The organism is Streptomyces sp. GbtcB6, from assembly GCF_019091475.1.
Classification (GTDB): domain Bacteria; phylum Actinomycetota; class Actinomycetes; order Streptomycetales; family Streptomycetaceae; genus Streptomyces; species Streptomyces hyaluromycini.
In genome coordinates this window covers 38,421-62,260 of the sequence record NZ_JAGXJL010000025.1, presented here as the reverse complement: position 1 = coordinate 62,260, position 23,840 = coordinate 38,421, and the positions used below count along the sequence as shown (strand labels likewise).

Below are 23,840 nucleotides of genomic sequence, written 5' to 3'. Positions count from 1 at the left end.
AACGACGTCGCCGCGACAAGCAGCAAAGCAGCGACACCGGGGTGTAGCGCAGCTTGGCAGCGCGCTTCGTTCGGGACGAAGAGGTCGTGGGTTCAAATCCCGCCACCCCGACAGCCGAAACACCAGGTCAGGCCCGGTACTGAGAGATCAGTACAGGGCCTGATTTGCGTTGCGGCCCTGTTTTGGGAGCCATTTGGGAGCCGACTTCGGGGAGCGGCTCCCCGGCGGCTCCCAGCGAGAGGCGTTCCGCCTCGGAGCGCGCCGTGCGCTCCGGATGAGTCACCCCCACGGCTTGTGCCGAGGAGACACCAAACGGTACGACGATCGTCATGCACCGATGGTCTCCGTTAAATGACCGGCAGCTCGCACTCCTCACCCGCATCGGAGGCGGAGCCGACCCCGTCACGTCGGACAGCCCCGAGTTCGCTCTCACCGCCCGCGCGCTCAAGGAGCGGCGCCTGATCACCATGCCCAAGCAGGATGGGAAGTGGCAGGCGGAGATCACTGACGCGGGGCGCTTCTACCTGGAACACGGCCATCACCCGGACCGGCCGGAACCAGCTCAGCGCAGGCAGCGGTCAACGGACTCCGGCCAACGGACACGACCGGCCCCTCCCCCGCAGAAGCAAGTCACAGCCCCGTCCCCGACGAAGCCGGCGCCGCAGCGCTCCGCCAAGTCCCCACAGCCGTCGCCGGCGGAAGTCGGAGCCGCCTTGATCGCGGAGGTACGGCAGGCTGGTCGATTCCTTCGGATCCCGAACCCCAGCGACGAGGAGCGAGCCCGCTACCGCAGGGCCTTCGACGCGGCCCGGCAGTGTGCCCCCGAGGGATACAGCCTGAAGTACAGCGGGCGGGCGAAGGGGGACTTCTTCCTCGGCCTGCTCCGGGTGACCGGCGAGGACGAGACCGAGTGGAACCGGATCCGGCTGGCGCGCAGCCGTGTGATCACCGATGTCGAGGACGTGATCACCGCAGTCAGCGCGGACCACAGCGCCTTCGAGATCTCGGAGACGGTCCTCCCCCGGGTACTCTCGCTGCTCCGGCTCCTCGCCGAGGAAGCCCTCGCACGCCACGGCGAGATCGCGGTGTCGAAGAAGCGCAGACAGCCGAGGCCGCTGCTCACCGTCCACGGCAGGACGTACGAGGTCAGCTTCCGCGAACGGCAGAAGCCGGTCCGGTACGTCCCCAAGCAGCCGGGCCGCCGTACGTACGACTGGCAGCGTGTCACTCCGGCCCAGAAGTTCGAGCCGTCCGGCGAACTGGAGCTGCTGGTCAGCCAGCAATCGGGCTACAGCTACGGCTGGAAGAAGGAATGGGCTGACACGGCCAAGAAACCATTGGAGGAGCAGGTCAATTCAGTCTTCCGGGCGTTGAAGGCGCGCGCGGAGGAGCAGGAGCGGGCTCGACTGGAACGTGAAGCCGAGCAGCAGCGCCTGCGGGAGGAGCGGGAGCGGCAGGAGGCCGAGCGCCGGCGTCTGGAAGCGGAGCGAGAGGAGCGCGAGCGGCGGGAGTGGGAGTCCGCCGTCAGCGTGGCTTCGATCAAGGCGGTTCACGCAGTACGGGCCGAGCGCTTCGGCACGGCCCTTGAGACGTGGCAGGCCGCAGGGGAGATCCGAATGTTCTGTGCCGCTCTGGATGATGCCGCCGCGGCGTCGGAAGACGCCCTCGAAGCCGAGAGGCTGCGAGAGTGGTCGGCTTGGGGGAAGGCGGAGGCTGACCGGCTTGACCCCACCCTTAGCGGCAAGGGCTTGGCTTCTCTCAACTTCCATGCGGAGCCGACGGGAGATCAACTGCGGCCGTTCCTCGACGGCTGGCACCCACACCGGCCGGAGAAGGAGAAGAAGCCCGCCGCTCAGCCGGCGCCGCCCAAGGTGGAGCCAGATCCGTGGCGCGGTCTCATCGACGCACGTCAGGATCAAGGCTGGAGATACGGACGCCCAGGTCGCGCTCAATGGTGGAGGCGATGACGCCGTGGCCGCGGTCGCGTAGGGCCTTGACCGCCTTCTCGACCAGCTCTCCGAGCCGGACGACCTCGGCGCGCAGGGCAACCAACTCGTCGTAGCGGTCGGCCTTGTCCTGGCCGCACCACGCCCGGACGGTTCGAAGGACTGCCGCCTCCGCGTCCAGCTTGCGCTCGTCACGCCGGCTGTAGGAGTACCAGGAGGGCTGGGCACGCTCCTGCTCGATGTCCTGCTGCTTGCGGTCCACCTCCGGAAGGATCTCGTCGGCGAGGCGTCCGGCCACGTGGCGGGCGATGCGCTCGGTGACCGGCCACCCGGCCAGGCACATTCCACGACGGTTCTCGAACACCATGGTGTCGCCGCGTAGTTCGGCGGCGTCCATGCCGATGAGCGGTGCAGTCTCGTCGAGGCGGCTCAGCTCCAGAACGCCTGCGTCCGCCACCGTTCGGCGCAGTCGCAACCTGTTCTTTGAGCGAACGAATCCGAGGATCATGCGGGCGGCCTCGAATTCCGTGCTGCCCCGGACATGGCGCGAGGACTCCACCAGCGCCAACTCCGCCGCGTCGTCTGCACGGAACGTATCGACATCCGCCCACGGTGCTACGAGAGAGCCGGAACTGACCCACTCCTGCAGGCCGGCGGCATCGCCTTCGAGAAACCGTACGTGGACCCAGCCAGACCTGCCAGGGCCGCCCACGCGAACGACCTCCACTTGGCGAACCGCACCGCCCAGCTCCTTCGGCCTCGCGCGGTAGGCCCAGTGCTCGCCAATCTCCATGTGCCTATTGAGCCAGGTCCGTTGGACCCATCACTGGGCGTTTGCCATAACTACCGGCGCGAACTCCTCATCACCAGGTTGACGCCGCTCTGCGAAGCATCGCGCGAAACAGCTTCACCCCGGCAACGACCGCAAGGAGGCACAGCAACACATCCGGCCATCCGCACTGTCCCTCGCAGCGTTCCTCACCGGACGACGCTCCCTCCACGTACGAGACTCAGTGGCTGGTCGACGAGTTCACCGGTCGGGGACTTGGTCGCGTTTCACCTGGAACCCGTGGCCATCCTCCAGAGAGGCCCTCACACATAGTCACAGGATGGTCACGAGGTGGAATATGCGGGTGATCAAGTGGCTGATCACCAAGAAAATGTCACTCTACGTTTGCCGGGAATATCCGGCGCCCTGTGTGCTGGGGAGCCGCAGGGGCGAGGGGGTGGGGAATGACTACTTACCGTTTCAATCCGCCGCCGGGTTGGCCTGTGCCACCCGCGGGATGGATGCCGCCGCCGGACTGGCGGCCTGACCCCTTGTGGCCGCCGATGCCGGCGGGATGGCAGCTATGGGTTCCTGAGGCCGAGTCCACCACTGACGCCCTCGCTGGCGGCCCTGCCGCGGGAGCCTCTGCGGTGCCGGCCACGGCCGCTGCCGGGAGTACGACCGCGGTGCCGGCGCCTCGGAAGGGAGGGTTGTTCGGGCGTCGGCGTTCGGATGCCGTGTCCGAGGCCGAAGAACTGCGGGCGTGGATCGCAAGGACACAGGGGCTGGATGCCACGCGGGTCGCCGGTCTTGTGCGGCAGGTCGAGGCGGATGCCGCAGCGCTGCGTGAGCGGACGTCCGCCGAAGCCGCCGAGGAGGCCGAGGGGATCCTCAAGGACGCGCGTGAGACGGCGAAGGAGATTCTCGGCGACGCGCGCCGGACGGCGAAGGAGACCGAGCGGGTCCGCAAGGAGGCCGACCGGCACCGCAAGGACGTCTTCGACGCCGAGCGGCGACTTGCCGAACTGCAGGGCCGGATCGTCAACGCCGACGAGACCGCCATGCTGCAGGAGGCGGGGATCTATGCCTACCGGCACGCACTGCACGACGCGATCGCCTACCGCAGCCGGCTCGACACACTGCAGAACGAGATCAAGGCGCTGGCCCGTGCAAGCCGCGCCGTCCAGGCGGCGACGGACTGGACGGTCAACGGCTCCAAGCGCGAGGGCCAGAAGATGGTCCGCGACTTCTCCAAGCTCATGTTGCGCGCCTACAACGCCGAAGCCGACTACGCCGTGCGGTCCATGCGGCCGCACCGGCTGAGCTCCCTCGTCGACCGGCTCTACAAGAGCCGCGAAACGATCGCCCGGCTCGGTGCCACCATGCACATCCGGATCACCGACGAGTACCACAACGCGCGTGTACGGGAGTTGGAACTCACCGCCGACTTCCTGCAGAAGAAGGAAGAGGAGAAGGAGGCCCAGCGCGAGGTACGCGCCCGGGAGCGTGAGGAGGCGGCGGTCCAGCGGGAACTCGACCGGCAGCGAGAGAAGCTGAACAAGGAACTCGGCCACTATCAGTCAGCACTTGACCGCCTGCGCGAGCGCGGTGACGAGGCAGGTGTAGCGGAGATGGAGGCCAAACTGGCCGAGATCGAGAACGCTCTGCAGGACGTCGAATCCCGTGCGGCGAACGTCCGCGCCGGCTATGTGTACGTCATCTCGAACATCGGCGCCTTCGGCGATCGCATGGTGAAGATCGGCATGACGCGTCGACTCGAACCTCTGGAGCGGGTGTACGAGTTGAGTGGCGCGGCCGTGCCCTTCCGTTTCGACGTGCACGCGCTGATCTTCAGCAAGGACGCGGTCGGCCTGGAGACGGAACTCCACCGGCAGTTCGCCTCGCAGCGGGTCAACCAGGTCAACAGTCGCAAGGAGTTCTTCTACGCCACCCCGGCGGAGGTGCGCGACGCGCTGCAACGGTTCGCCGGACAGCATCTGATCGAGTTCACCGAGGAACCCCAGGCGCTGGAATGGCGGGCCGGCAGGCGCATGGGCGAAGCCGGTGCGCCCGTCGTCGGCGCAGGAGGAGTTGCCGCCCGGACAGCATGAGGTGCGGCGGGGCGTCACTACGATCACGGCCATGGATTGGCTGGAGCGGGCGGCGAAGCTGAGGCAGTGGAGTCGAGACGGGGTGCGGGCGCCGCACAAGCCGTTGCTGCTGCTGTACGCGCTGGGCCGTTTTCAGGCGGATGCCGCGGACGAGTTGCCGTACAGCGCGGTGGAGTCGGATCTGAAGCAACTGCTGGTGGAGTACGGTCCGCCGCGCGGGACCACGCCCGCCTATCCCTTCCACCATCTGGTCAGCGACGGGGTGTGGGAAGTGCGGACCGATCACGGCACCGGCAGCCCGGGCACCGGGGTCCGGGAACTACGAGCCAGCCGGGCCACCGGGCGGCTGGCCCCGGACCTTCGGGTGGCGCTCCAGCGGGAACCGTCGCTGCTGGGGCGCATGGCACGGGTGCTGCTGGATCTGCACTTCCCAGCGTCACTGCACCAGGACCTGTGCGACGCGGTGGGCCTGGAACTGGAACTCGCGGAGACCGACGCCCTGGCAGCGCCCGGGAGGCGGCAGCGGGACCGCCGGATGCGGGAGATGGTGCTGACCGCGTACGAGTACCAGTGCGCCTTCTGCGGCTACGACGGCATGATCGGTACGGCGCCCGTCGGCCTGGAGGCCGCGCACGTGCGCTGGTGGGCGTTCGACGGCCCGGACGACGTCGACAACGGACTGTGCCTGTGCTCGCTGCACCACAAACTCTTCGACAAGGGCGTCCTCGGCATAGGCGACGGCCACCGCATCCTGGTCTCGCAGCAATTCATCGGCCGCAGCCAGGCTGCCCGCGAGCATGTCACGGCACTCGCGGGCCGTCCGCTCATAGGTCCTCAACCCGGCATCCCGCCCGTCGCGGCAGCCCACCGCTCCTGGCACACCAGCCAGGTCTTCCACGGCAGCCCCCGCCCGGCTGCCGCTTGACCCTGTGTTCAATGCGGGATTCCAAGGGACTGGGCGCACCAAGCATCCCTGATGGCTCCTCATGCTGCTTTCATCGCTCGCATGCGTCCCCCGGTCCGCCGCCTCAGGCAACGCTCGGCCTCCCCGCCCGGTCGAAGTGCGGGAGGCGATCCACACGTGGCCGGGGCCTCGACCATGTTCTGGTCGAGGCCCTCTCACCGCATCGTATGCACCCTCGCCTTCGGCTATTCCACCGCTTCACGGCGCGCTCGCAATAGCGCATCGAGGACACTCACCGGCGAGCGAGGGCTCATTGTCAAGCGGGCATCGAGCGCTGCCTCCCACTGCTCGGTTAGCCCAGCCATGAGGCGCTTGCGCATGCCGGGGGTGACGTGGGCATAGCGCGCCGAGACCGAGCCATCGATATGGCCCATGCGTTCGTCCATGAGGACCTTCTCGGTGCCGAGGTCCTCCATCACGGTCCGGTGGGTGTGGCGAAGACCGTGGGGTGTGAGGCCCTTGGCAATCGGAAGCCAGCAGGCGTCAGCTCGGCCGCTGGCGCCGCGTCCTCGGGCTGGGACGCCAGGCCACGGCTCGCCGAGTAGGGGTACCGGGCGAGCCTCCTGTGGCGCCTTCTTCGGGTACCAGCCGGAGACCGCCGGGGTGAACAGCCACGTCGCAAAGCCGTTTCGGCGCCAGTGGGCGGCGTGCTCCGACACCGCGCCGCCGCGCACGAACCCCAGGTCCGCGATGGCCTGCTCCACCCTCACCCGCTTTACTTCGGCGACGCGGTCGGGGTGATTGAGGACGTTGGACACCGTGCCCGTGGAGACTTCAGCACGGCGTGCGACATCGACGAGCTTCGCGCCCAGGTGGCCGCCGGTGCGGGCCGCGCCTTGGCCCCGGAAGACGTAGGTCTTGCCGTGACACGGGCAGGGTGTCGGCTTCGTGCGGGCGACGTGGTTGGCGACCAGGGCCGACAGCCAGTCCATCGCGTCGATGGTGCGGTAGCTGTCGTCCTTGGGTGGGCAGCGCACCAGCTCGCCGGTGTCGAGTTCGTACAGCTGCCACTCGACACGGACAGCGCCCGGGCGGGCGAACTCCGTCTCCAGGCCAACGATTTCGCCCCAACGCATGCCGGTGTACCCCTTGAGGACGACGGCGACGAACTCGTCGTCGCGGCCAGAGAGCAGGGCTGCTCGTTCGGCGGTGAGCAAGATGCCGAGGGGGTCGGTGACGACCTTCTCCGGGCCTCGGTCTCGGGAGCGGCCGGCGCGCTTGCCGCGACCGCGTCGCTTGGCCGCTGGATTGGACGTGATCAGGCCCTCGTCGATCGCGTCCTCGAAGATCAGGTGGAGCGTCGAGCGCCAGGTCTTGACGCTGGAGGCCGCGTAGACGGCCTTCTCTTTCTTCTCCCACAGGTCGACGTCCGTGCGCAGGATGCCGGCGAGCGCCTTGTCCTCGAAGTCGGGGAGCAGGTGCTCCTCGATGTGGCGCTTGTAGTTCTGCATGGTCGAGGCGGCCAGGTCCTGGGTCTCGTACCAACGGTTCGCATACTCGCCGAAGGTCTCCTGGCCGAGTGCCGGGTCGCGCCAGTCGCCGCGGCGGTACTTGTTCTCGGCCTCGCTCGCGGCGCGCTGGGCCTCGCCCTTGGTGGCGAAGCGGATCGCCTTGCCGTTCTCGTCGACGACCGTGAGGTGCTTGCCGGGCGCCGTCTTGTACCGGCCGCGCCAGTAGTTCCCGCGCTTCTCCGCGAAGCCCAACTTCCTTCTTCCTCCTGTGCTCTCGGCTTGAGGTTGGACGCGGGCGCGCTACGCGACGGTCTCGTACTGGGTACGACGAGGCGGTCGCGCCCGCAGATGCCCTGTCGGCGGAGCCGTAGTCGGCCCAGGGGGCTGGGCGGCACGAGTTCGTGCGGTGGGAGGACTTGTGACCGTTGAACCGGCCGGCGCACTGCTCACGGATCGCTTCGGGCGCTCTTCGTGAAGGCTGACGATCCCGGCGAGGTGTTCGGCGGTGAAGCGGTAGGCGCGGCCGACTCGGGTGTGCGGGATGAGGCCGCGTCGGGCGCGGTCCTTGACCCACCAGGCGGAGCAGCCGAGGGCTTCGGCGATCTCTTCGGGGCGGTAGAGACGGAGCAAGGGGGCTTCGGCCCCTGTACTGGGACGGTGTCGCATGAGGGCGGGGGGTATCGACGAGTGGTGCAAGAAGAGCGGGGCCTCTCTCGGTTGGGGGCAGCGGCTTGGGTCAGCGGTGCTGGACAGGGCTCGTCACGTGACGGCTGGCCCCTGCAGCAACGTGAAGGGCGGGACTCGGAGGGCTTCGGCGATCGCGACCAGGTCGTCGACGTCGCATCGACGCTGGGCACGTTCGATGCGGGACAGCATGGTGTTGGACATCGGGTGACCGAGTACAGTCATGCGGCCAGCCAACTGGCGTTGCGACAAACCGCGTTCGTTGCGGAGAATTTCGATGGTGCGGGCGGTCCGCATTCCTGCGGGGCCGATTTCCAATGAGCGTGCGGGCATGGCTCCATTTGTAGCGTCCATTCGCCGGTTTGGTTAACCGGCGATCGTGGTCTATGTTCCGCTCGCGCGGTTCCTCGGGCGAAGCGGGTCCCCGGGCCGGGAGGGGTCGGAATCCGGTACATCGATCGCCCCTCTGACGTGGGGTGTTGTGTTGTAGCTTCGTCGTCGGCGGGAGGTCAACGGCTTCTCGATGTGATCCTTCTGGCTCGGCATCCGGGGCAACTATTTCGGCAACAGCGAATCGTGGCCTACCCTTTTGGGGCCGCTTGCTTTTCGAGCGGCCTTTCTGCCGTGAGAGATTGCGCGGGATAGGGCTGGACTTGTGCGGCCCGGGTGTGGCTATGTTGACGACACCCCCGGAAAGCGAGAGCGGCCATCAGCCTGCCCCGCGCTGCCGAAACCGGACAACTCCCCCGCCCCTGAAGCCCGTATCGCCACGATCGACGGTGAGCCGTGGGTGCCCGCCCACCTGCAACCGAGTGAGGAACCGACCTCTTGGCCCGAATCCGCACCATCAAGCCCGAAGCCTTCGTCTCCGAGTCCCTGGCCGGCGTCTCCTTGACCGCCGAGCGCACCTTCCTCGGCCTGCTCACCCAGGCCGACGACCAGGGCCGCCACCGCGACCACGCCGCGATCATCGCCGGACAGCTGTGGGTCCTACGTCCGGACCACGGGCCCGAAGAAGTCGAGAAGGACCTCGCCCAGCTCGCCGACGCCGAACTGATCTGCCGCTACAAGGGCCCGGGCGACAAGAACTACCTGCACGTCGTCACCTGGCACCAGCACCAGAAGATCAACCGGCCCAGCAAGAGCCGCCTTCCCGCCTGCCCCCGACACGAAGCCCCGGCCGGAGTCATGCCCAGCGCTGCAGGCGTCGGCATCACGGAGCCCTCACTGCCGCCTCACGGAGCCCTCCGTGAGGACGCACGGGGAAGGCGTGCGCCCGCGGTGAATCCGGGCACCGGCAATGAAGTAGCAGGTCAGGACGGTTTCACGGAGTCCTCCATGAGGGCTCACGGAGGACTCCCGGAGCCATCCGTGAAGCCTCACCGTCCGGATCTAGGACCTAGGACCGTGGATCTAGGAAGTACCCCTTCGGGGGGCGCAAGCGCCCCCGCGCCCGACACCGTCTCGGCCAAGCAGCTCCTTGCCGAGTACATCGCCGCGTGCAACCACCGCCCGCCGGATGCCTTCCTGAACCATCTGGGCGGGCAGCTGCGCAAGCTGCTCGACGAGGGCATCACCCCCACCCACCTCCGGGCCGCCCTCGAACGCCATCGGGCCAAGGGCCTGTCCCCGAGCGTCCTGCCCAGCCTCGTCCACGAGGTCATGAACGCCACCTCCCCCGCCACGTCTGCCGCCCACAGGGCATGGACGAACCCCACCGACATCGTCGCCGCCTACGGAGATGAGCTCTGACCGCCACCCTCACCCGCGCACCCCAGCGCGTCGGCCCGCTCGCCAACCGGCTCAACGGCATCCTGGCCAACCGCGGCATCGACCCCGCCGCCCCCGCTGAGGAGCCAGAGCCCGAACCAGTCACCGCCCTGGAGCTGGCGGACGCCCGGATCCCGGCCCGTTACCGCCGTGCCCTGGCCGACCACTCCCAGATCACCGCCTGGGCCGACCAGATAGCTGGAGCAGGACGCCCCGGCCCGGGCGGACCGGGCATCGCCGAGGGCCCGTCCCTACTGATCGCCGGCCCCACAGGTACAGGCAAGACCTACCAGGCGTACGGCGCGGTCCGGGCCCTCCTGACCCGAGGCGTCCGCCTGCGCTGGGAGGCCACCACCTCCGCCGACCTTCACGCACGGCTTCGCCCCCGCGCTGGCCACGACGGCGAACGGGACCTGCAGACGCTCGCTCGCTGCCCGCTGCTGCTCCTGGACGACCTCGGCGCGGCCAAGACCAGCGAATGGACCGAGGAGCTCACCTACCGCCTCATCAACCACCGGTACGAGCACATGCTCCCCACCCTCATCACCACCAACCTCCCCACCGCCGAGCTGCGCGCCGCGCTCGGCGACCGCGTCGCCTCCCGCCTCGCCGAGATGACCGAACGCGTCATCCTCACCGGCCCCGACCGACGCCGCACGGCGCCAGCCGTCTGACCGGCCGACGCTCCCTCCCCCACCGTCTCGCACCGCCCGCCCGCGCTTCCGCCTGCCCTCGAACGCGCGGGTCTCTTGGAGAGCCCATGCATGACATCTGGCACCACCACGCTCATCAGCGCCAACGGCACCGGCACACCCGTCCTGCCACACTGGATCACCGCGCCTGCGGCCATTTCGGTGCTGCTCCTCGTCGCCGCCCTGTCTGCCGCACGACTCCTGCGTCGGCGCCTACGAAAGCCGGACGCCGGACGGCGCCGTAACACCGCCGCGATCCCGATCGCCGCCGTCGCCGCGATCGGCTGCACCGCTTACAGCGCGGACACCAGCTGGCGGTTCGCCGCCGACTACCTCGACATGGGCAGCACCATCGAGCGCGCCGCAATGTTCGCCGCCGCCGAGCTCGCCCTGTTCGCCACCGCCCTGCTGGCCCGGCAGAACCTCAACGGCCCGAAGCAGGCGCCCGGCCTGCCCGGCACCCTCACCTGGGTGATCACCGCCGTACAGATCCTGCCCTCCTACGCCGAATCCGGGCCGGTGGGCGGAACGGTGCGGGCCTTCGTCGGCCCGGTCATGGCGGCCATGCTCTGGCACCTGGCCATGGGCATCGAACTGCGCCACCGCAGCCCGCACGCCGACTCCCGCAGCCTGGCCGCCGTCCTCGCCCGACAGGCACGCGAACGGCTCCTGGCCCGGCTCTCGATCGCAGACCGGGACGCGGATGCCGCCCGGATCATCCGCGAGCGCGCCCTCGACCAGGCCGTCACCTTGATCCTCCGGGCAGAGGCCATGACACCCTCGAAGCGCACCAAGTGGCGAGGCCGACGCCTCACCCGCCGCCTGCACCAGGCCCTGGAGCAGGCTGACGTCGACCGCGACGAACGCCAGGACGAGCTGCTGCTGCGCAAGCTCGCCACCCGTCAACAGGCCACTGCCCTGGCCGCCAAGCAATTGCCCGCGCGCTGGCCCGACACCGCCACGCGCACCAGGGGCAGCTCCGCGACGGCCCGCCCGCAGACCGCGGCAGAAGAACGGGCAGGAATTCCGCGCCGCCCACCCTCCAAGGCCGCGGGCGGTGTCACCTCCGACCGGGCAGCCCGCCCTCAGCCCGAAAGCCGCCCGCAACAGCCCGCCCGCACCACCGTCAGCCCGGAACCAGAACCGGGCGAGGGGCAACCGGGCGGCGATCCAGGCACGGCCTCGCGGGCAGAGTCGAAGCGCCCGGGCTCCAAACCGCGCGCGACACGGGCCCTCCTCAACACATACGCCCAGGACCTCTACCGCGAGCACGGACGTCTCTCCCGTGACCTGCTGGAGGACGCCGTGCGCAAGGACGGCTACAGCGTGGCCAGCGACACCGCCGGAGAGGTGGTCCGCACCGTCAAGGCCGAGCTGCCGACGGCGCCCGTCGGCCACCCGCTCTGAGACCGCCCCCAAGGCCCAAGGAAGACCGCTCAATGCACGACTCGCACCACGAACTACACGACGCACAAGAGGAGATCACCACGCCCACCTCGACGGCAGCAAGCAATGGCGATGGACCGTCCATGGGCCGGTCCATCGCAGTCTCCTCCGCCCCGGGGGTGGCGGAGGGGAAGCTCCGGCGCGAGGGCGCGCCGGAGCAGGAGGGGGTGGGTGAAGACGCTGTCGCCGAACAGCAGCCAGTCGTCGTACGTGCTGCCGACGAAGCCGCGCTCCACCGTGTCGCCCATCGTCGAGAACGTGATGACGAGCGCCGCGAAAAACGCGTCGACGTGCGATACAGCGTCGACGAGAAGATCAAGATCCTTGCCAAGGCCCAGGCGTTGGGCATCACCGGCGCGCACCTGGTCGGCGCGGTCGTCATGGCCTTCGTCAACGGCGAGGCGCACCTGCCCGACCAGCGCACGGTCTACGACGACGTGATCGATGAGTTCGCTGCCCTGCGCACCCAGATCGCCCGGATCGGCACCAACGTCAACCAGATCGCCCGCCGCCTCAACTCCGGCGGCGATCCACACCCTGTGGACGCCGCCATTCTGGGCCGGGCCGAACGCCTCCTGGCCACTGCGCAGGACGTGGTGAAGGCCGTGGACGAGGCCGCTTTCCGGGCCGCCGGGCAGAAAGCGGGCCGAGCGTGATCGCGAACATCGTCAAACCGGGCAGCAAGACCCTGGGCGTTCTGATCTACCTCTTCGGGCCGGGCAAGGCGACCGTGCACACCGGCCCGCACATCGTCGCCTCCTGGGACGGCTTCGCCCCAGACCCCGGCCCCGAAGACAGCCCCGGCCACACGGAGCGGATGGACCAGCTCGCCAAAGCCCTCGACCTTCGGGTCAAGCAGGCGGGCGACCAAGCACCGGAGGGGCACGTGTGGCAATGCTCGCTCCGCGCCGCACCCGAGGACCGCGCCTTGACCGACGCCGAGTGGGCCACCATTGCCCGCCGCGTCCTGCACGCCACCGGCATCGCCCCAGACGGTGATCCGGACGGCTGCCGCTGGATCGCCGTACGCCACGCAGATGACCACATCCACATCGTCGCGACCAAGATGCGCGGAGACCTGCGCCCGCCGCGCAACTGGAACGACTACCACCGCGCCATGACAGAACTCACCCAGATCGAGACCGACTTCGGCCTCCACCAGGTCAACCGCGACCGAGACACCTGGCCCGCCGCCAAGCGCCCCACCCGGGCGGAGACGGAGAAGGCCGCCCGCAACGGACACAGCCGCGCCGTACGCGAACAGTTGCGCCTCACGGTGCGCACCGCGCTCTCCCACGCCCACAGCGTGGAGGAGTTCCTGGGCCTGCTCGCCGATGCGGGCCTGCAGGTCGAAACCCGCACCCTGCCCTCCGGCGACCTGAACGGCTACAAGGTCGCGCTGCCCGGCGACAGTGCCGACGGCAAGCCCATCTGGTACTCCGGCGCCGCTCTCGCCACCGACCTGTCCCTCCCCAAGATCCAAGAACGCCTGAGGGCCACGGAACCCACCGTCCCGCGGCCGGCAGGCCGGCCCCGGCCGAACCCGTGGCACCAGGCCACCGCCGCCATCGAGCGCATCCCCCACCACCTCGCCCAGGACGATCCCGCGCCGGCCTCGGCGCACCTGGTGGCGTTCGGGGAGATCCTCTACGCCCTGCCCGCCCTCGCCCCCACCCACGTCCGCGCCGAACTCCGCAAGGCGGCCTTCGCGTTCGAGTACGCGGTCAACACCCGTGCCCGCGTGGATCACCAGCATGCCCGCGCGCTGCGCGGCGCGTGCAAGACCCTGGGTACCCACCCCGCCGACGACGGCCTCATCGCGATGCTCGTGGACGCCGCGGTCCTCACCGTCATCGCCGTGCGCCGCCAGAGCGCTCTGCGCCACCACGACCAACAGGTCGCCGCAGCCCAGCAGACCCTGCTCCACCTCCAGGCCGCGTACCGGCAAGCCGCACCGGCCCCGCTGGCGCGACTCGCCGAGCGCAAGCCGCCCGCCGACACCGCGCGCCACTACGCCGAACACCTGCGCAAGGCCGTGCCCGCCTACGCCGAACAGATCCTCAACGAGACCGCCTGGGACGCACTGACGGCCGTGCTCGCGGACGTCCAGCGCAAGGGCCGCAACCCTGCCGACCTGCTCCAACAAGCAGCCCAGATACGCCCGCTGGACGATGCCCACTCACCGGCGCAAGTCCTCACCTGGCGCATCCAGCGCCTCGGCGAACGCCACGCACCCAGCCCCCGCGCCGCACAAGCCCAAAGCTCTGCACAGCGCCCCGCGCCTCCGTCCCAGCCAGCAGCAGCCGCCCCCGCCCCAAAGGCGTCGCCCGCACAGCGACGGTGATCAGTTCCGCGTAGGCGCTGGGGGGTGAGCAACTCCAGCACATCCCGGGCCCGGCGCATCAAACGACCCTCGCAGCGGCTCCTGACGCCCCACGCCACTCTCCTCGGCGCGGCGCCAGCTCCTCAGCCGAGCGCGCGTCGTGCCGGGCACCGACCTCCATCCAGCGCCCGGCACGAAGACACTTCGCCCTCGTAGTCCATGCCTCCCCGGACCAAGGCGCACCCCACGCCCCGAGCATCACCCGCCGATACCACGCCGAACCCCCCAGCACCGGCCGATCACACGACACCGCACAAGGAATCACCCCATGCCCGAACTCTCCATACGCCCCGACGTCGTCGTCCTCCTCACCGAATGGGACACCTCCCGCCGCGACCCCGACCACCTGTACCGCCGCGACGGCAACCCGTTCACCGCTGCCGAACACGACCTCATCTGCACCTGCACCCAGGAAGAGATAGACGCCGCAATCGCGCAGAAGCGGCTTGCGAACGACTTGGTGCACGAACACCGGGCCCTGCAGGAAGCCCTCGTCGGCTTGGCCACGAAGTACGTCGACCCGCTCCCCGACGGCACCCTGCCCAGCAACGTCTACGCCCTCATGACCGACGAGGACTACGCCGAATGCGGGCGCCTGGTCGAAGCCCTCCGCACGCGAGACCCCTTCCGATACCGCTACCTGTACGAAGAGAACTAACTCTCCGCACGCCAACGGCGGCCCACAAGTGGGCCGCGGTTGCGACAGGACGGAAGCAGCTACCAGAAGCGGTGGTCGAGCCCGAGCTGCCTGCCCGCCGGACCCGCCTCATCGCTCCGTGGACCTCGCCCCCGTGGCCTTGGCAACCGTCTTGCGCACGTGGGCGTCGACAAGGCCGGGGCTACCGGAGACCACGACGACCACCGTCCCGGTGCGGACGGCCGTCTGCTTGACGATGCTGCTGCGCCCGCCGGCGGAGAAGGTCAACAGCTGGCTCCACTGCTCGTCGCCCAGCCGGGCGACGAGCACCTTCTGAGTCGTGACCGTGACGGGAGTACTGCCGGCGAGGACCTGATAGGTAGGGCAGGAGGTCATCGCCTCGAAGATCCGGCCCACGCTCCGGGAGAGTTTGTCCCCGGTGTCGCTGTACAGCTCCTCGGCCACCTCGGAGTCGCTGCCGCCCGCATAGGTGAAGGACGCCTTCGCCTTGTGCGGGAAGTCGAGGCTGCCGCCGACCGCAACCTCGGTGCCGAGCTTCTCCAGCGCTGGGCAGCCGATCACGGTCACGTCGTCGTGCTGCTCGGAAGGCTGCGGAGTGCGGGCGTAGCCCTCGCCCAGGTCGCTCTCGTCCAGGAGCCGCTTGGCCAGTGCGGTCGAGGACAAGGGAGTGGGCGCCGGGGCACTCTGGCCGTCTGGGTGCACCGGGACGGTCGTGGAGGGCGTCGTGCCGGAGGAGGTGGCCCTGCCGCGGGAACAGCCCGCCAGGGTCAGGACGGCGAGGGCGCTGAGGCTGAGGACGGTCGTGGTGTGAACGCGCATAGGAAACCCCTTTGTGGAGGAACGGACGGTCTGACCAGGCCGGCCCTCCGGGCACCGGCAATACGAAGGGGGGCAGGGGGTGCGGCGGTTCAGTGGCCGAGGTGGCGCAGGCCCTCTTCGAGAGTGGGGTGGAACCGGTCGACGGGACCGGAGTGGCGGTTGAACCAGACCGCATCCAGGCCGGCCTCCTGCATCTCGTGGCCAGACCTGCAGCGCAGCCATATCGAGCCGTCCCGCATGCAGAAGACGATCCAGTCCCGGTACATGCCGCACTCAGGGCACGCACGGACCTCACCGTCGACGACGAGCGGCTGCAGCCAGCGCATCATCACCCCGGCCACCTCCTGGCGTGACGGCACCCGCAACTCCGGCGGCAGGAGGTCGGACACAGCCGTTTCCTCCGCTGCAGGGTCCTGTGAGATTGGCTCGGGGCAGTCGGGCCACGGCTGCGCGGACTGCAGCCGCAACAGCAACTCGTAGCCCGCACGCTGGGCTTCACGGAATGCACGGTCCTCACGAGCTCGTCGAAAGAACAAGACCCTCTCCTTCTCTGTCATCGGGCGTGTGCGGCAGCGCACCGCGTCTGACCTGCTCACACTCGGGAGGTCAGCGACGAGCCACACAGCAGCGGCGCCTCTGGCATCGGACGTCGTCAGCTGCGACGGACGACGGTGATCCGCCCCTCGGCGTTCTCGGGCACGATGCGGCGGGGCACCGGGACCGGTGAGGCCAGCGAGGAGGCGAAGGCGGCCACCAGCTCATGAGGGACGCTGGCGCTGAAGCTGGCACACCACAAATACGGGGCGCTGACGACGGGGTCCGCCCATGCCTGCCAGCCCACCATGTCAGGGCGCGGGTCCGCGTCGTCGATGAGAGGCGGCAGCATCTCCAAGGAGACATGGCAGGAGAACCCGGGGTCCGTGGCAGCGGTGCGAGGGTGGTCCACATCGCGGATCCAGCCCCGGGCACTCAGCGCGTCGAGGACCGTCTCGGGCCCCTCGACGCCGACGTCGGGCACCTCACGGGCGTCGATCGCCACGAGGAGATCGGCGAGCGCCTCGTAGGGCACACCCGTGGTGAAGTACACGTTCCACTCCGGCACCGCGGAGGCGGCATGCCCGCGAGCGCTCAACTGCCAGGCAACGGGCAGACCGCCCAGCTCGAACGGATAGGCAGCGAGGATCCACTCGGCACCACGCAGCCCGTCCGGGCTTACATACAGAAGGGTGTGACGGGAGGTCGGCCACATGCGCCAGCCGAGGTCGGTCAGGGTGTCGTCGATCCGCTCGGCGAGCACACCGTCGTCACCGGCGAGATGGCGCGGGGTGACCCAGTACACCGGGTCCGGCAAGTTTGGTCGGGAGCGGTCGCTGAGGTGGTGCGGGTGCAGGGGCGCCTCCATGGGCTCGAAAGCGGTATCCGACAGGGCGTTGTACGTTGGCATGGTCCTGGCGCAAAGCACCAGTCATTTCGGGATCTTCCCTGTCTGCCCCCGGCGAACTGCATTGCGTCAGGACCGGAGTCAGAGTGTCGTGTCGATTCGCCGTGCGCATACCTGGACCAGCAGTTGCAGTTCCACACGAGTCTGCGAGAGGAACAACGTGCCTTGTGGGGTGTCGACGAGGGCCATATTCACCATCCCCTCAAGACGCCGCCTGTTCGAGGCCGGAAGTAGTGCGGTGCCATGAAGCGGAAGTCCGGTCTCAATGCGGTTCTCCAGGAGCTGGCTCAACTGATGCCATTCGTGCCGAGCGCTGTTCATGTGGGCGGACACTTGGTCGGCTGTGGCAGTGTTCAGGGAATCCAGTGCCTGTATGAGTGATCGTGCTTGAGCGTTGATCTGTGTGCAGAGCTTTCTCGCGCGAGAGTGGACCTTCAAGGAGGCGGCGCCTGCGGCGAGGAACGTGCCCATCGCGAAACTGAAGTTGGCGTTCTGCTGGTCGAGCTCCGGGCGGCTGAGGGAAAAGAAGAGGACGAGAGCCATGGTCGCCGAGACGATGGCGATGACCCGGAAGGCAACTTTTCTGGTGATGCGGGCGTGCAGTCGTGTCAGTGGGATGAGTTCCTCGTCTCCCCTGCCGGTGAGGAAGTAGTTGGTGATGGCCACCAGGGCGAGGAGCACCATTCCCCCGGTACGGTCAACGCTGAGCACTCCTCCCGCGACGACGGTCAGCCCTAGATAGAGGGCCGCCGAGGTGGCGTTACGCAAGGTGAACAAGCGGCGTCTGGTGTCCGGATCGAGGTGAGCGGTCACGCCGGTGCCGAGGACTACGAAGGCGAATAAGAAGACCAGCCAGCCGACGAAGAAGATCGATTTCCACACTGGCGGCGTTGTGAGCACGGCGGCGCCCATGCCGCAGAGGAAGTAGGCGGTGCCGGCCGCGCCGGCTGACCAGAGTCGTCGTCGAGGGGGGATTCGCTCAGCCTGGGACTGGAGTCGGGCGACCATCGTCATGGGTTGAGAAACGACCAACTGGGCCAACCCGGTTCCAGCACGCTTGCTGGAACGCAGTGCCGGGCCATGACGACCTGGTGACGGGCCGCCGGCTTGTCGCTGTCGCTGGCGCTGACGGCCCGTCTCCCCTCGCCTACTGGGGCAGTCGCTTCCCGCCCTGCCGGAGGAATAAGCGGCTCGTGATCACTTCACCTGGATCCTCGACTGCAAGGCCGGAATCGCAGCGATCTTGGACGCCTCAAGGTGGTCCCAAAGGATGCCTGGCGGCCGGTGCGGCGTGCTGCAGGTGATGACCTCGTCGGGCGTGACAATCACGTCGACGTTCACGTCATGCTCCGTGGATGGAATGGGGGTTTCGATCACCTGGAGGGGGTGCACCGTGGTGACGACGAGCGTCTCCGGCCCGACGAGTCCAGCCTCGGTGAGCAACGCAAACTCCAGGTCGGAGTACCCGGCTCCTTTGCCGATCCGAACACCGGAGCGGTTGACCGCCACACTACCGAGGACCACGACGCTGACGGGGCGCAGGGCATCGACTTCGACCGTCGGCGCGATTGTTGCCGCGACGCGGCTGCTCGCTGCCTCATGCGGGGGTACTTCCAGGACGGCCGGGTCGAGGAGGTAAAAGGGATTGGGTGTGGCCAGCTTCGGGACGGCCATGTAGAGGAGTTTGCCATCCTCCAAAGCGCGTGCACGCACAGGGAGTTGGGCTTTGTCCGGCACCGCCTTGATGACCGTGGCGTTCTTCCACGCCTCAAGCCCGGCGAGCCGCGCAGCGGCTTCTTCGGAGCCTTTGAAGTTGGGTATGCGGCCGTGGGCCGTGTCGTCGTGCACCGCGCCGGCCGCGTCGAGGGCATCCCAGACCTGCGTCCGTACGAGCTTCTTTGCGTCATCGTGTGTCGCGGACACAACAGGTTCTCCTTACGCTTACATCGTTGCCATGAGCGCGAACAGCCGGTCATGGATGTCGGCGACGACCGGGTCCTGCCGCCAGGGTCGCAGCTCTTTGGCGGCGCTGAAGACCACGTTCAACCCTCCCCCGCCCCGGGTCTCCTCCAGTTCCGTGATGGCCTCGGCGAGCGTGATCACCGCGGCATCTACCTCGCGTTGGCGAATATAAGCGAGCGTAAGGTTGCCCAGCACGATCGCGCGAGACTTTCGCCGATCTTGCAGTTCCGCGGCCGTGGTCTCCAGGAATTGCTGGGCGCGTCGGTGCTGTCCCAGGGAGAGGTAGCACGATCCGGCAAGGCGGCCGAATTGGCCGGGGGAGACGAGATCGGCTGCGGCATCCAAGCCGTCGGACCTCTCCAGATGTCGTTGGGCTGCATCGAGTGCTCGCTCGCAGTCCTTTGCTTCTCCGAGCATGGCGTGAGCTTCGCCGGCGTGAAGGAGAGCCATGCCGGTCAGGGCCGGACTGATCGAGCGGGCCGTGGCCGCTGCCTGGAGTGCGAGGTCCAGTCCCGTCCGGGGGTCTTGCGCTCCGTAGAGCGCGACGTAGCAGGTCCGCAGAAGAGCATGGCTTTCGAGAGCGTGATCACGCAGGCGTCGGGCGACCGTAACGCCCTGGTCGTAGTAGCTGCGTGCCGTGGCGTGGTCGCGTCTCTGTGAGGCGTCCCAGACGAGCTGTCCCATGAGCGTGAAGGCGTCGCCTTGGAGGGAAAGCAACTCGCGTTCTGTTCGTCCGCGAGGAGCCTTCCGCGCCATGAAGGTGATCAGGCTGAGTTGTTCTCCGCCCTTGGCAAGGAGGCTGGCTGACGGTGTGCGGTCGTACCGTGCTGCGAGCTCCTCGAATTCGCTCCGCAGCTCAGCCACTGTGGTCAGATCTGTCTGTGCGGGGTCGAGAGCCCGCTGCCGGGTTTCCGCTGCCGGGCCTCCCGGCTCTGATTCTTGTGTGAGCAGATCGTCCAGTTCGTCGACCGTCACATGGAGTTCATTCGACAGGCGTGGGCGCATCCACGGCTGTGGCGATGCCGTGCCTGCCTCCCAGCGCACGATTGTGGAACGGTCCACGCCCAGCCTCTCGGCGAGTACTTCCTGGGTCAGGCCCACGGCTTGGCGTCGCTCGGCGAGGCGCTGTCGCCTGCGTGCCATGACTCGGACCCCCATCTTCCTAGCCGTCTCGTACGAAGGACACCGAGGTCATGCCCGCTGGTGCCACACGGATGCATCACCAGTGCGTCAATTCTGCTCTGGGAGCACGGGAGTTGGCTCGGTTGAGTGGGGTTCTGCACTCCCCCACGCCGAAGGGCCATGACCGATGCTGCAGGACGCATTCGTTTCCGCCGCTCCACGAGCTGAGCGAGTAGGCCGCCATCTCGCTACGCGTCCGGTCCAGGGCCTGAACGGCGGGCAGATGGTCCCGGCACTTCGCATGACGCGTCGAGGTAGGCGCGACAGAGGTTGCATCGCTGCCATTCCCGTCGGCGGCGTTCCGCTAATTCACCCCGTTCCAGGTACTCCTGAATAGAAAAGAAGACTCCTTCGGTTCAGGAGACCGCAGCATTCCGAATCACTCACGCGCTGCCTCCATTGCCATACGGGCCTTTGGCGGCGTGCGCCCAAAACCAGCCCATCAGCCATGCCTTCTGGGCTCCTTAGAAAGGTGGTCCCGTGATATCAGCTCACCACCTCATCGTGATCGGTTTCGATGAGATCGTCGCCAACAAGTACCTTCCGTGCATTCGCGATGCCATCAGGTCCGGCTACATCGACTCCTACTCCATCATCGATCTGGAGTCGCAGCGGACGGAAATCGACCGACGCATACAGGCCGCGAGCCTGAAGCCACGAGGAGTCGTATACCTGCCGGATTCCGGCGACCGAGTGCGGGAGACGCCGCAGGAAATCATCGCGGCCGCCGTCCAGCGCCTGCGAATAACCGGCATACCGACCAAGGTGTACATCGCCACGGAGGTGCGAGCTCACGAGGCATACCTGCGGTTCTGCGTGGAGAACCACATCGACTCGCTGGTCGAGAAGCCCGTACTGGCTCCCATCGTCGACGGTCGGTTCAAGCCCTCGTACATCACGAAGACCATGGAGGAACTCATCGGTGTTGCTGCCGACTCCCCCGCGGAGCATTCGGTGATGACGCTGAGCCGGTACCACCAGATCTACAACCAGAAGGTCGTCGCCTCACTGAGAGACCGGATGGAGAGGTGGGAGGCACCCCTGACTTCCTTCCATCTCCGGGCCGCCGGCGGTGTATGGAACCTCCAGCGCGAGTTCGAGAGCCGGGACGATCACCCGTACAAGTACGGCTACGGGATGATGATGCACGGCGCGTACCACTACGTGGATCTCGCGACCCAGATCCTGTCCCTCAACTCGGAGCTCTTCCCCGAGCGCCAACTTCGGTTGGAGGTAAGCGCCTTCGGCGCCTTCCCCATCGACCAACACCAGCGCCTCTCCCAGCCGATCGCCCGCCGCTTCGAGGATGCCGGCGCACGGTGGTCGGCGGACGCGGATGAGGGCTTCCGTTTCGGCGAGACCGATGTGACCTCCACGTTCCGCCTCGTAGACGCCACGACGGGGAGGACCGTCTCGCTCGGGACCTTGTCCTTCGAGCAGACCACCCCCTCCATCCGAGACTGGGTCGAACTCCCGGACGGCCTCTACAACGTCAACGGGCGCACGTCGAGCGTCGACCTGGAGGCCCAGCTGTCGACGCTGTTCTCCACCCACGTCCACTGCTACGACATCCCTCGTGGTGTCAGCGCGGACGGGATCGACGCGTTCGCCCGCGTGACCACACGCGCCAATGCCTCGCTGCTGCCCGACGAGCAGTACGTGTCGGAGGAGTCGTTCGACGGGCTGTTCCACAGTGACAGCAACCGCCAGCTCATGGAGCACTGGCTGCGCGGCTCCGAGCAGCGCAGTTCCCTTGCGAGCCATCTGCGGCCCATGCAGGTCACTGAGGCCCTCGCCTCGTCGGTACTCGCTCCTGGACGCCTGGTCACGGTGCCTTTCTAGGCACCGGCCGCTCCAACTTTCAGGCACAAAGGAGTCATCCATGAATCAGCCAGTTTCGAAGGCATCCGTGCATGCCTTCTACGCGGACGCGATCCCGCGCGGCCGGAACACCGCGGAGAACCTCCAGGCCGCCACCTCGGAGCGGTTCAACGCCCTCCTGGAATCCATCGGAGACGGGACCCCACGTACCGCATTGGATCTGGGATACGGGGCCGGGACCTACACCATCGCCTTAGCGCGCGCAGGATTCCGCGTCGTAGCCGTCGATCAGATCCCCAGCGACTCGCTTCTTCAGCGCATCAGCGGCGCAGGAGATTGGGCTCGCCGGATCGAAACACGGGAATGCCTCGCCGAGAACTTCGCCGTCGATGAGGACTTCGGAGTCATCGTCGCCAAGGACGTCCTGCATTACCTCGCAAGAGGCGACGTCGAGTCCCTCCTCACGAGCGCGGTCACTCACGCGCATGGGGCGAACCACCACTATCTCGAAGTGTTCACGGGGATCACCCGCAGGTCCGCGGACGGCCGACCGCTACGGATCGAAGGGGAGGCCGACTACTCCCCGGACTCCTTCCGACGCGTCATCGAGCGGATCTACGACGGCTGGGACCTCACGCTGCTCTGGTCCGAGCACGCGGAACAGGACAGCCGAACCGGGCGCAACTGCTTCGAAGCGACCCGAGCCACCGTCATCGCCACCAGCCGGGCAGCCGGGCAGCCGGATCAGAGACAGGGAGAATGCCATGAAGTCGAGTACACCCGAGGGGATCAGCTTCGTCATCCCCTGCTTCAACTCGGGGGGCTACCTCTTGGAGGCCGTGGAGTCCCTGATCCAGCAGCCCCACACGTTCCCGTACGAAGTCGTGATCGTGGATGACGGCTCCGACGACCAGCCCACGCTTCGTGCCATCTCGCTCTGCGCCGAGCGCGCCGAGGTCCGCATCGTCCGCCAGGAGCACAGCGGACACCACGCCGCCAGGAACGCCGGCATCAACGCCGCGTCCTTCGAGTACGTGATGCAGCTGGACGCCGACGACCGGCTCGCCACCGCCTCTGAGCTGCTGAAGGCCGGCAGCTACCCGGACCAAGCCGTCAAGCTCCTCAAGACAGACCAGCACGTGGCCTTCGTCCACACCATGTCTCGGATGATCGGCGACTTCGACGGGCTCACCATCTCCTCCTACCCGTGCCGCGAGGAACTGATCCTGCGCAAGCACCACGTACCCACCTCGATCGTCTACCGCCGTGACGACGCCATCCACGGCGGTCTCTACGACCCGGACGTACGGAAGTGGGGGGACTGGGCGTTCGCCGTGAACCTCCTCGCCGGACGATTCCGCAGAAGCGAAGCCAACCACATCGTGTGCATCGCTGGCCCGCTGCACGAATACCGGGTCCACTCGCGCACACGACGGGTCTCCAACGCCGAGATCTCCGAGTTCGACATGACCCTGCTGGTGGTGAAGAAGAACCTCGATCTGTTCCGGCATCACTTCCACCGCGATAGCGCGGCCGAGGACCTCGCGCGCCTCGTCCTCGCTTCGAAGCCGTCCCGGCTCGTCGATCTGATCCGAATGGCCGAGTTCGACCTCGAACAGGCCCTGACGGTCGCCGCCCAGAGGCAGTTCTCCCTGTCGAGCCCCTTCGAAGGCTTGGGAATTCCGTAGCGACGACCGCCATATGAAGGAAGCCCCGGACGATGCGTCCGGGGCTTCCTCGC

General features: G+C 67.9%; 22 protein-coding genes and 1 tRNA gene. 13 read left to right on the top strand and 10 right to left on the bottom strand.

All coding sequences use genetic code 11. The annotated features are described in order from the left end of the window. Window positions 1–37: 37 nt before the first annotated feature. Both KVT45_RS34200 and KVT45_RS34195 read left to right on the top strand, forming a co-directional pair. Window positions 38–111, top strand: a tRNA-Pro gene (locus KVT45_RS34200). Between the two features lie 218 nt (window positions 112–329). Further along, the gene (locus KVT45_RS34195; RefSeq protein ID WP_217553037.1) at window positions 330–1,967 is read left to right on the top strand and encodes a PE-PGRS family protein; all 1,638 of its coding nucleotides are present in this window, start codon (window positions 330–332) and stop codon (window positions 1,965–1,967) included. Here KVT45_RS34195 and KVT45_RS34190 read toward each other — a convergent pair. Beyond that, window positions 1,897–2,739, bottom strand: coding sequence for a PE-PGRS family protein (locus KVT45_RS34190; protein ID WP_217553036.1), 843 nt, complete (start codon window positions 2,737–2,739; stop codon window positions 1,897–1,899). The two genes, KVT45_RS34195 and KVT45_RS34190, sit on opposite strands and share 71 nt — an antisense overlap. A 713-nt stretch (window positions 2,740–3,452) precedes the next feature. On the opposite strand from KVT45_RS34190, the gene KVT45_RS34185 reads away from it, so the two are divergent. Then, window positions 3,453–4,826, top strand: coding sequence for a DUF4041 domain-containing protein (locus tag KVT45_RS34185; RefSeq protein ID WP_308310942.1), 1,374 nt, complete (start codon window positions 3,453–3,455; stop codon window positions 4,824–4,826). A gap of 31 nt (window positions 4,827–4,857) precedes the next feature. Continuing rightward, window positions 4,858–5,751 carry a phosphorothioated DNA-binding restriction endonuclease gene (locus tag KVT45_RS34180; protein ID WP_217553034.1) on the top strand — a complete coding sequence of 298 codons (894 nt, stop codon included), beginning with the start codon at window positions 4,858–4,860 and terminating at the stop codon, window positions 5,749–5,751. Window positions 5,752–5,975: 224 nt separating this feature from the next. On the opposite strand, the gene KVT45_RS34175 is transcribed toward KVT45_RS34180, so the two are convergent. From KVT45_RS34175 to KVT45_RS34170, 3 genes are all read right to left on the bottom strand, one after another. Further along, window positions 5,976–7,493, bottom strand: coding sequence for a LacI family DNA-binding transcriptional regulator (locus tag KVT45_RS34175; RefSeq protein WP_217553033.1), 1,518 nt, complete (start codon window positions 7,491–7,493; stop codon window positions 5,976–5,978). Window positions 7,494–7,541: 48 nt separating this feature from the next. After that, window positions 7,542–7,907 carry a helix-turn-helix domain-containing protein gene (locus KVT45_RS56685; protein WP_254647760.1) on the bottom strand — a complete coding sequence of 122 codons (366 nt, stop codon included), beginning with the start codon at window positions 7,905–7,907 and terminating at the stop codon, window positions 7,542–7,544. Window positions 7,908–8,000: 93 nt separating this feature from the next. Beyond that, entirely contained in the window at window positions 8,001–8,258 is a 258-nt protein-coding gene (locus KVT45_RS34170) for a helix-turn-helix domain-containing protein (protein WP_217553032.1), read from the bottom strand. Window positions 8,259–8,753: 495 nt separating this feature from the next. On the opposite strand from KVT45_RS34170, the gene KVT45_RS34165 reads away from it, so the two are divergent. The 6 genes from KVT45_RS34165 to KVT45_RS34140 all read left to right on the top strand — a co-directional run bounded on the left by KVT45_RS34165 (window position 8,754) and on the right by KVT45_RS34140 (window position 14,874). Continuing rightward, on the top strand, window positions 8,754–9,677 hold the full coding sequence (locus tag KVT45_RS34165; protein ID WP_217553031.1) for a hypothetical protein: 924 nt from the start codon (window positions 8,754–8,756) through the stop codon (window positions 9,675–9,677). Continuing rightward, window positions 9,674–10,369 carry an ATP-binding protein gene (locus tag KVT45_RS34160; RefSeq protein WP_217553131.1) on the top strand — a complete coding sequence of 232 codons (696 nt, stop codon included), beginning with the start codon at window positions 9,674–9,676 and terminating at the stop codon, window positions 10,367–10,369. Before KVT45_RS34165 ends, KVT45_RS34160 begins: the two co-directional genes overlap by 4 nt. 90 nt (window positions 10,370–10,459) lie before the next feature. Beyond that, window positions 10,460–11,794: a hypothetical protein gene (locus tag KVT45_RS34155; RefSeq protein WP_217553030.1), complete on the top strand. Its 1,335-nt coding sequence runs from the start codon at window positions 10,460–10,462 to the stop codon at window positions 11,792–11,794. Window positions 11,795–11,826: 32 nt separating this feature from the next. After that, window positions 11,827–12,489 (top strand): MobC family plasmid mobilization relaxosome protein, encoded by a 663-nt coding sequence (locus KVT45_RS34150; protein ID WP_217553029.1) that lies wholly within the window; start codon window positions 11,827–11,829, stop codon window positions 12,487–12,489. Further along, the gene (locus KVT45_RS34145; protein ID WP_217553028.1) at window positions 12,486–14,177 is read left to right on the top strand and encodes a relaxase/mobilization nuclease domain-containing protein; all 1,692 of its coding nucleotides are present in this window, start codon (window positions 12,486–12,488) and stop codon (window positions 14,175–14,177) included. The genes KVT45_RS34150 and KVT45_RS34145 overlap by 4 nt, the downstream gene beginning before the upstream one ends. Window positions 14,178–14,484: 307 nt before the next feature. Then, on the top strand, window positions 14,485–14,874 hold the full coding sequence (locus KVT45_RS34140) for a hypothetical protein (protein ID WP_217553027.1): 390 nt from the start codon (window positions 14,485–14,487) through the stop codon (window positions 14,872–14,874). 108 nt (window positions 14,875–14,982) lie between these two features. Here KVT45_RS34140 and KVT45_RS34135 read toward each other — a convergent pair whose 3' ends face one another. From KVT45_RS34135 to KVT45_RS34110, 6 genes are all read right to left on the bottom strand, one after another. Continuing rightward, window positions 14,983–15,693, bottom strand: a complete 711-nt coding sequence (locus KVT45_RS34135) for a hypothetical protein (protein WP_217553026.1) — start codon at window positions 15,691–15,693, stop codon at window positions 14,983–14,985. Between the two features lie 89 nt (window positions 15,694–15,782). After that, on the bottom strand, window positions 15,783–16,082 hold the full coding sequence (locus KVT45_RS58185) for a hypothetical protein (protein WP_217553025.1): 300 nt from the start codon (window positions 16,080–16,082) through the stop codon (window positions 15,783–15,785). A gap of 263 nt (window positions 16,083–16,345) precedes the next feature. Then, the gene (locus tag KVT45_RS34125; protein WP_217553130.1) at window positions 16,346–17,095 is read right to left on the bottom strand and encodes a DUF317 domain-containing protein; all 750 of its coding nucleotides are present in this window, start codon (window positions 17,093–17,095) and stop codon (window positions 16,346–16,348) included. Window positions 17,096–17,215: 120 nt separating this feature from the next. Further along, window positions 17,216–18,148, bottom strand: a complete 933-nt coding sequence (locus tag KVT45_RS34120) for a hypothetical protein (RefSeq protein ID WP_217553024.1) — start codon at window positions 18,146–18,148, stop codon at window positions 17,216–17,218. A 183-nt stretch (window positions 18,149–18,331) separates the two neighbouring features. After that, on the bottom strand, window positions 18,332–19,057 hold the full coding sequence (locus KVT45_RS34115; RefSeq protein ID WP_217553023.1) for a 5-formyltetrahydrofolate cyclo-ligase: 726 nt from the start codon (window positions 19,055–19,057) through the stop codon (window positions 18,332–18,334). 18 nt (window positions 19,058–19,075) lie between these two features. Next, window positions 19,076–20,239 (bottom strand): helix-turn-helix transcriptional regulator, encoded by a 1,164-nt coding sequence (locus tag KVT45_RS34110; protein WP_217553022.1) that lies wholly within the window; start codon window positions 20,237–20,239, stop codon window positions 19,076–19,078. 519 nt (window positions 20,240–20,758) lie between these two features. On the opposite strand from KVT45_RS34110, the gene KVT45_RS34105 reads away from it, so the two are divergent. The 3 genes from KVT45_RS34105 to KVT45_RS34095 are packed head-to-tail and all read left to right on the top strand — an operon-like array spanning window position 20,759 to window position 23,787. Continuing rightward, window positions 20,759–22,120, top strand: coding sequence for a hypothetical protein (locus tag KVT45_RS34105; protein WP_217553021.1), 1,362 nt, complete (start codon window positions 20,759–20,761; stop codon window positions 22,118–22,120). Window positions 22,121–22,160: 40 nt separating this feature from the next. Continuing rightward, window positions 22,161–22,997, top strand: a complete 837-nt coding sequence (locus tag KVT45_RS34100) for a class I SAM-dependent methyltransferase (RefSeq protein ID WP_217553020.1) — start codon at window positions 22,161–22,163, stop codon at window positions 22,995–22,997. Next, entirely contained in the window at window positions 22,939–23,787 is an 849-nt protein-coding gene (locus KVT45_RS34095) for a glycosyltransferase family 2 protein (protein WP_308310941.1), read from the top strand. The genes KVT45_RS34100 and KVT45_RS34095 overlap by 59 nt, the downstream gene beginning before the upstream one ends. The last annotated feature ends 53 nt before the right edge of the window (window positions 23,788–23,840 follow it).

Excerpts from the sequence above, each read along its gene's own strand:
- KVT45_RS34135 (WP_217553026.1), bottom strand. The coding sequence starts at position 15,693 with ATGCGCGTTCACACCACGACCGTCCTCAGCCTCAGCGCCCTCGCCGTC.
- KVT45_RS34120 (WP_217553024.1), bottom strand. The coding sequence starts at position 18,148 with ATGACGATGGTCGCCCGACTCCAGTCCCAGGCTGAGCGAATCCCCCCT.
- KVT45_RS34155 (WP_217553030.1), top strand. The coding sequence starts at position 10,460 with ATGACATCTGGCACCACCACGCTCATCAGCGCCAACGGCACCGGCACA.
- KVT45_RS34140 (WP_217553027.1), top strand. The coding sequence starts at position 14,485 with ATGCCCGAACTCTCCATACGCCCCGACGTCGTCGTCCTCCTCACCGAA.
- KVT45_RS56685 (WP_254647760.1), bottom strand. The coding sequence starts at position 7,907 with ATGCGACACCGTCCCAGTACAGGGGCCGAAGCCCCCTTGCTCCGTCTC.
- KVT45_RS34150 (WP_217553029.1), top strand. The coding sequence starts at position 11,827 with ATGCACGACTCGCACCACGAACTACACGACGCACAAGAGGAGATCACC.
- KVT45_RS34110 (WP_217553022.1), bottom strand. The coding sequence starts at position 20,239 with ATGGCACGCAGGCGACAGCGCCTCGCCGAGCGACGCCAAGCCGTGGGC.
- KVT45_RS34190 (WP_217553036.1), bottom strand. The coding sequence starts at position 2,739 with ATGGAGATTGGCGAGCACTGGGCCTACCGCGCGAGGCCGAAGGAGCTG.
- KVT45_RS34180 (WP_217553034.1), top strand. The coding sequence starts at position 4,858 with ATGGATTGGCTGGAGCGGGCGGCGAAGCTGAGGCAGTGGAGTCGAGAC.
- KVT45_RS34195 (WP_217553037.1), top strand. The coding sequence starts at position 330 with ATGCACCGATGGTCTCCGTTAAATGACCGGCAGCTCGCACTCCTCACC.
- KVT45_RS34100 (WP_217553020.1), top strand. The coding sequence starts at position 22,161 with ATGAATCAGCCAGTTTCGAAGGCATCCGTGCATGCCTTCTACGCGGAC.
- KVT45_RS34170 (WP_217553032.1), bottom strand. The coding sequence starts at position 8,258 with ATGCCCGCACGCTCATTGGAAATCGGCCCCGCAGGAATGCGGACCGCC.
- KVT45_RS34125 (WP_217553130.1), bottom strand. The coding sequence starts at position 17,095 with ATGGAGGCGCCCCTGCACCCGCACCACCTCAGCGACCGCTCCCGACCA.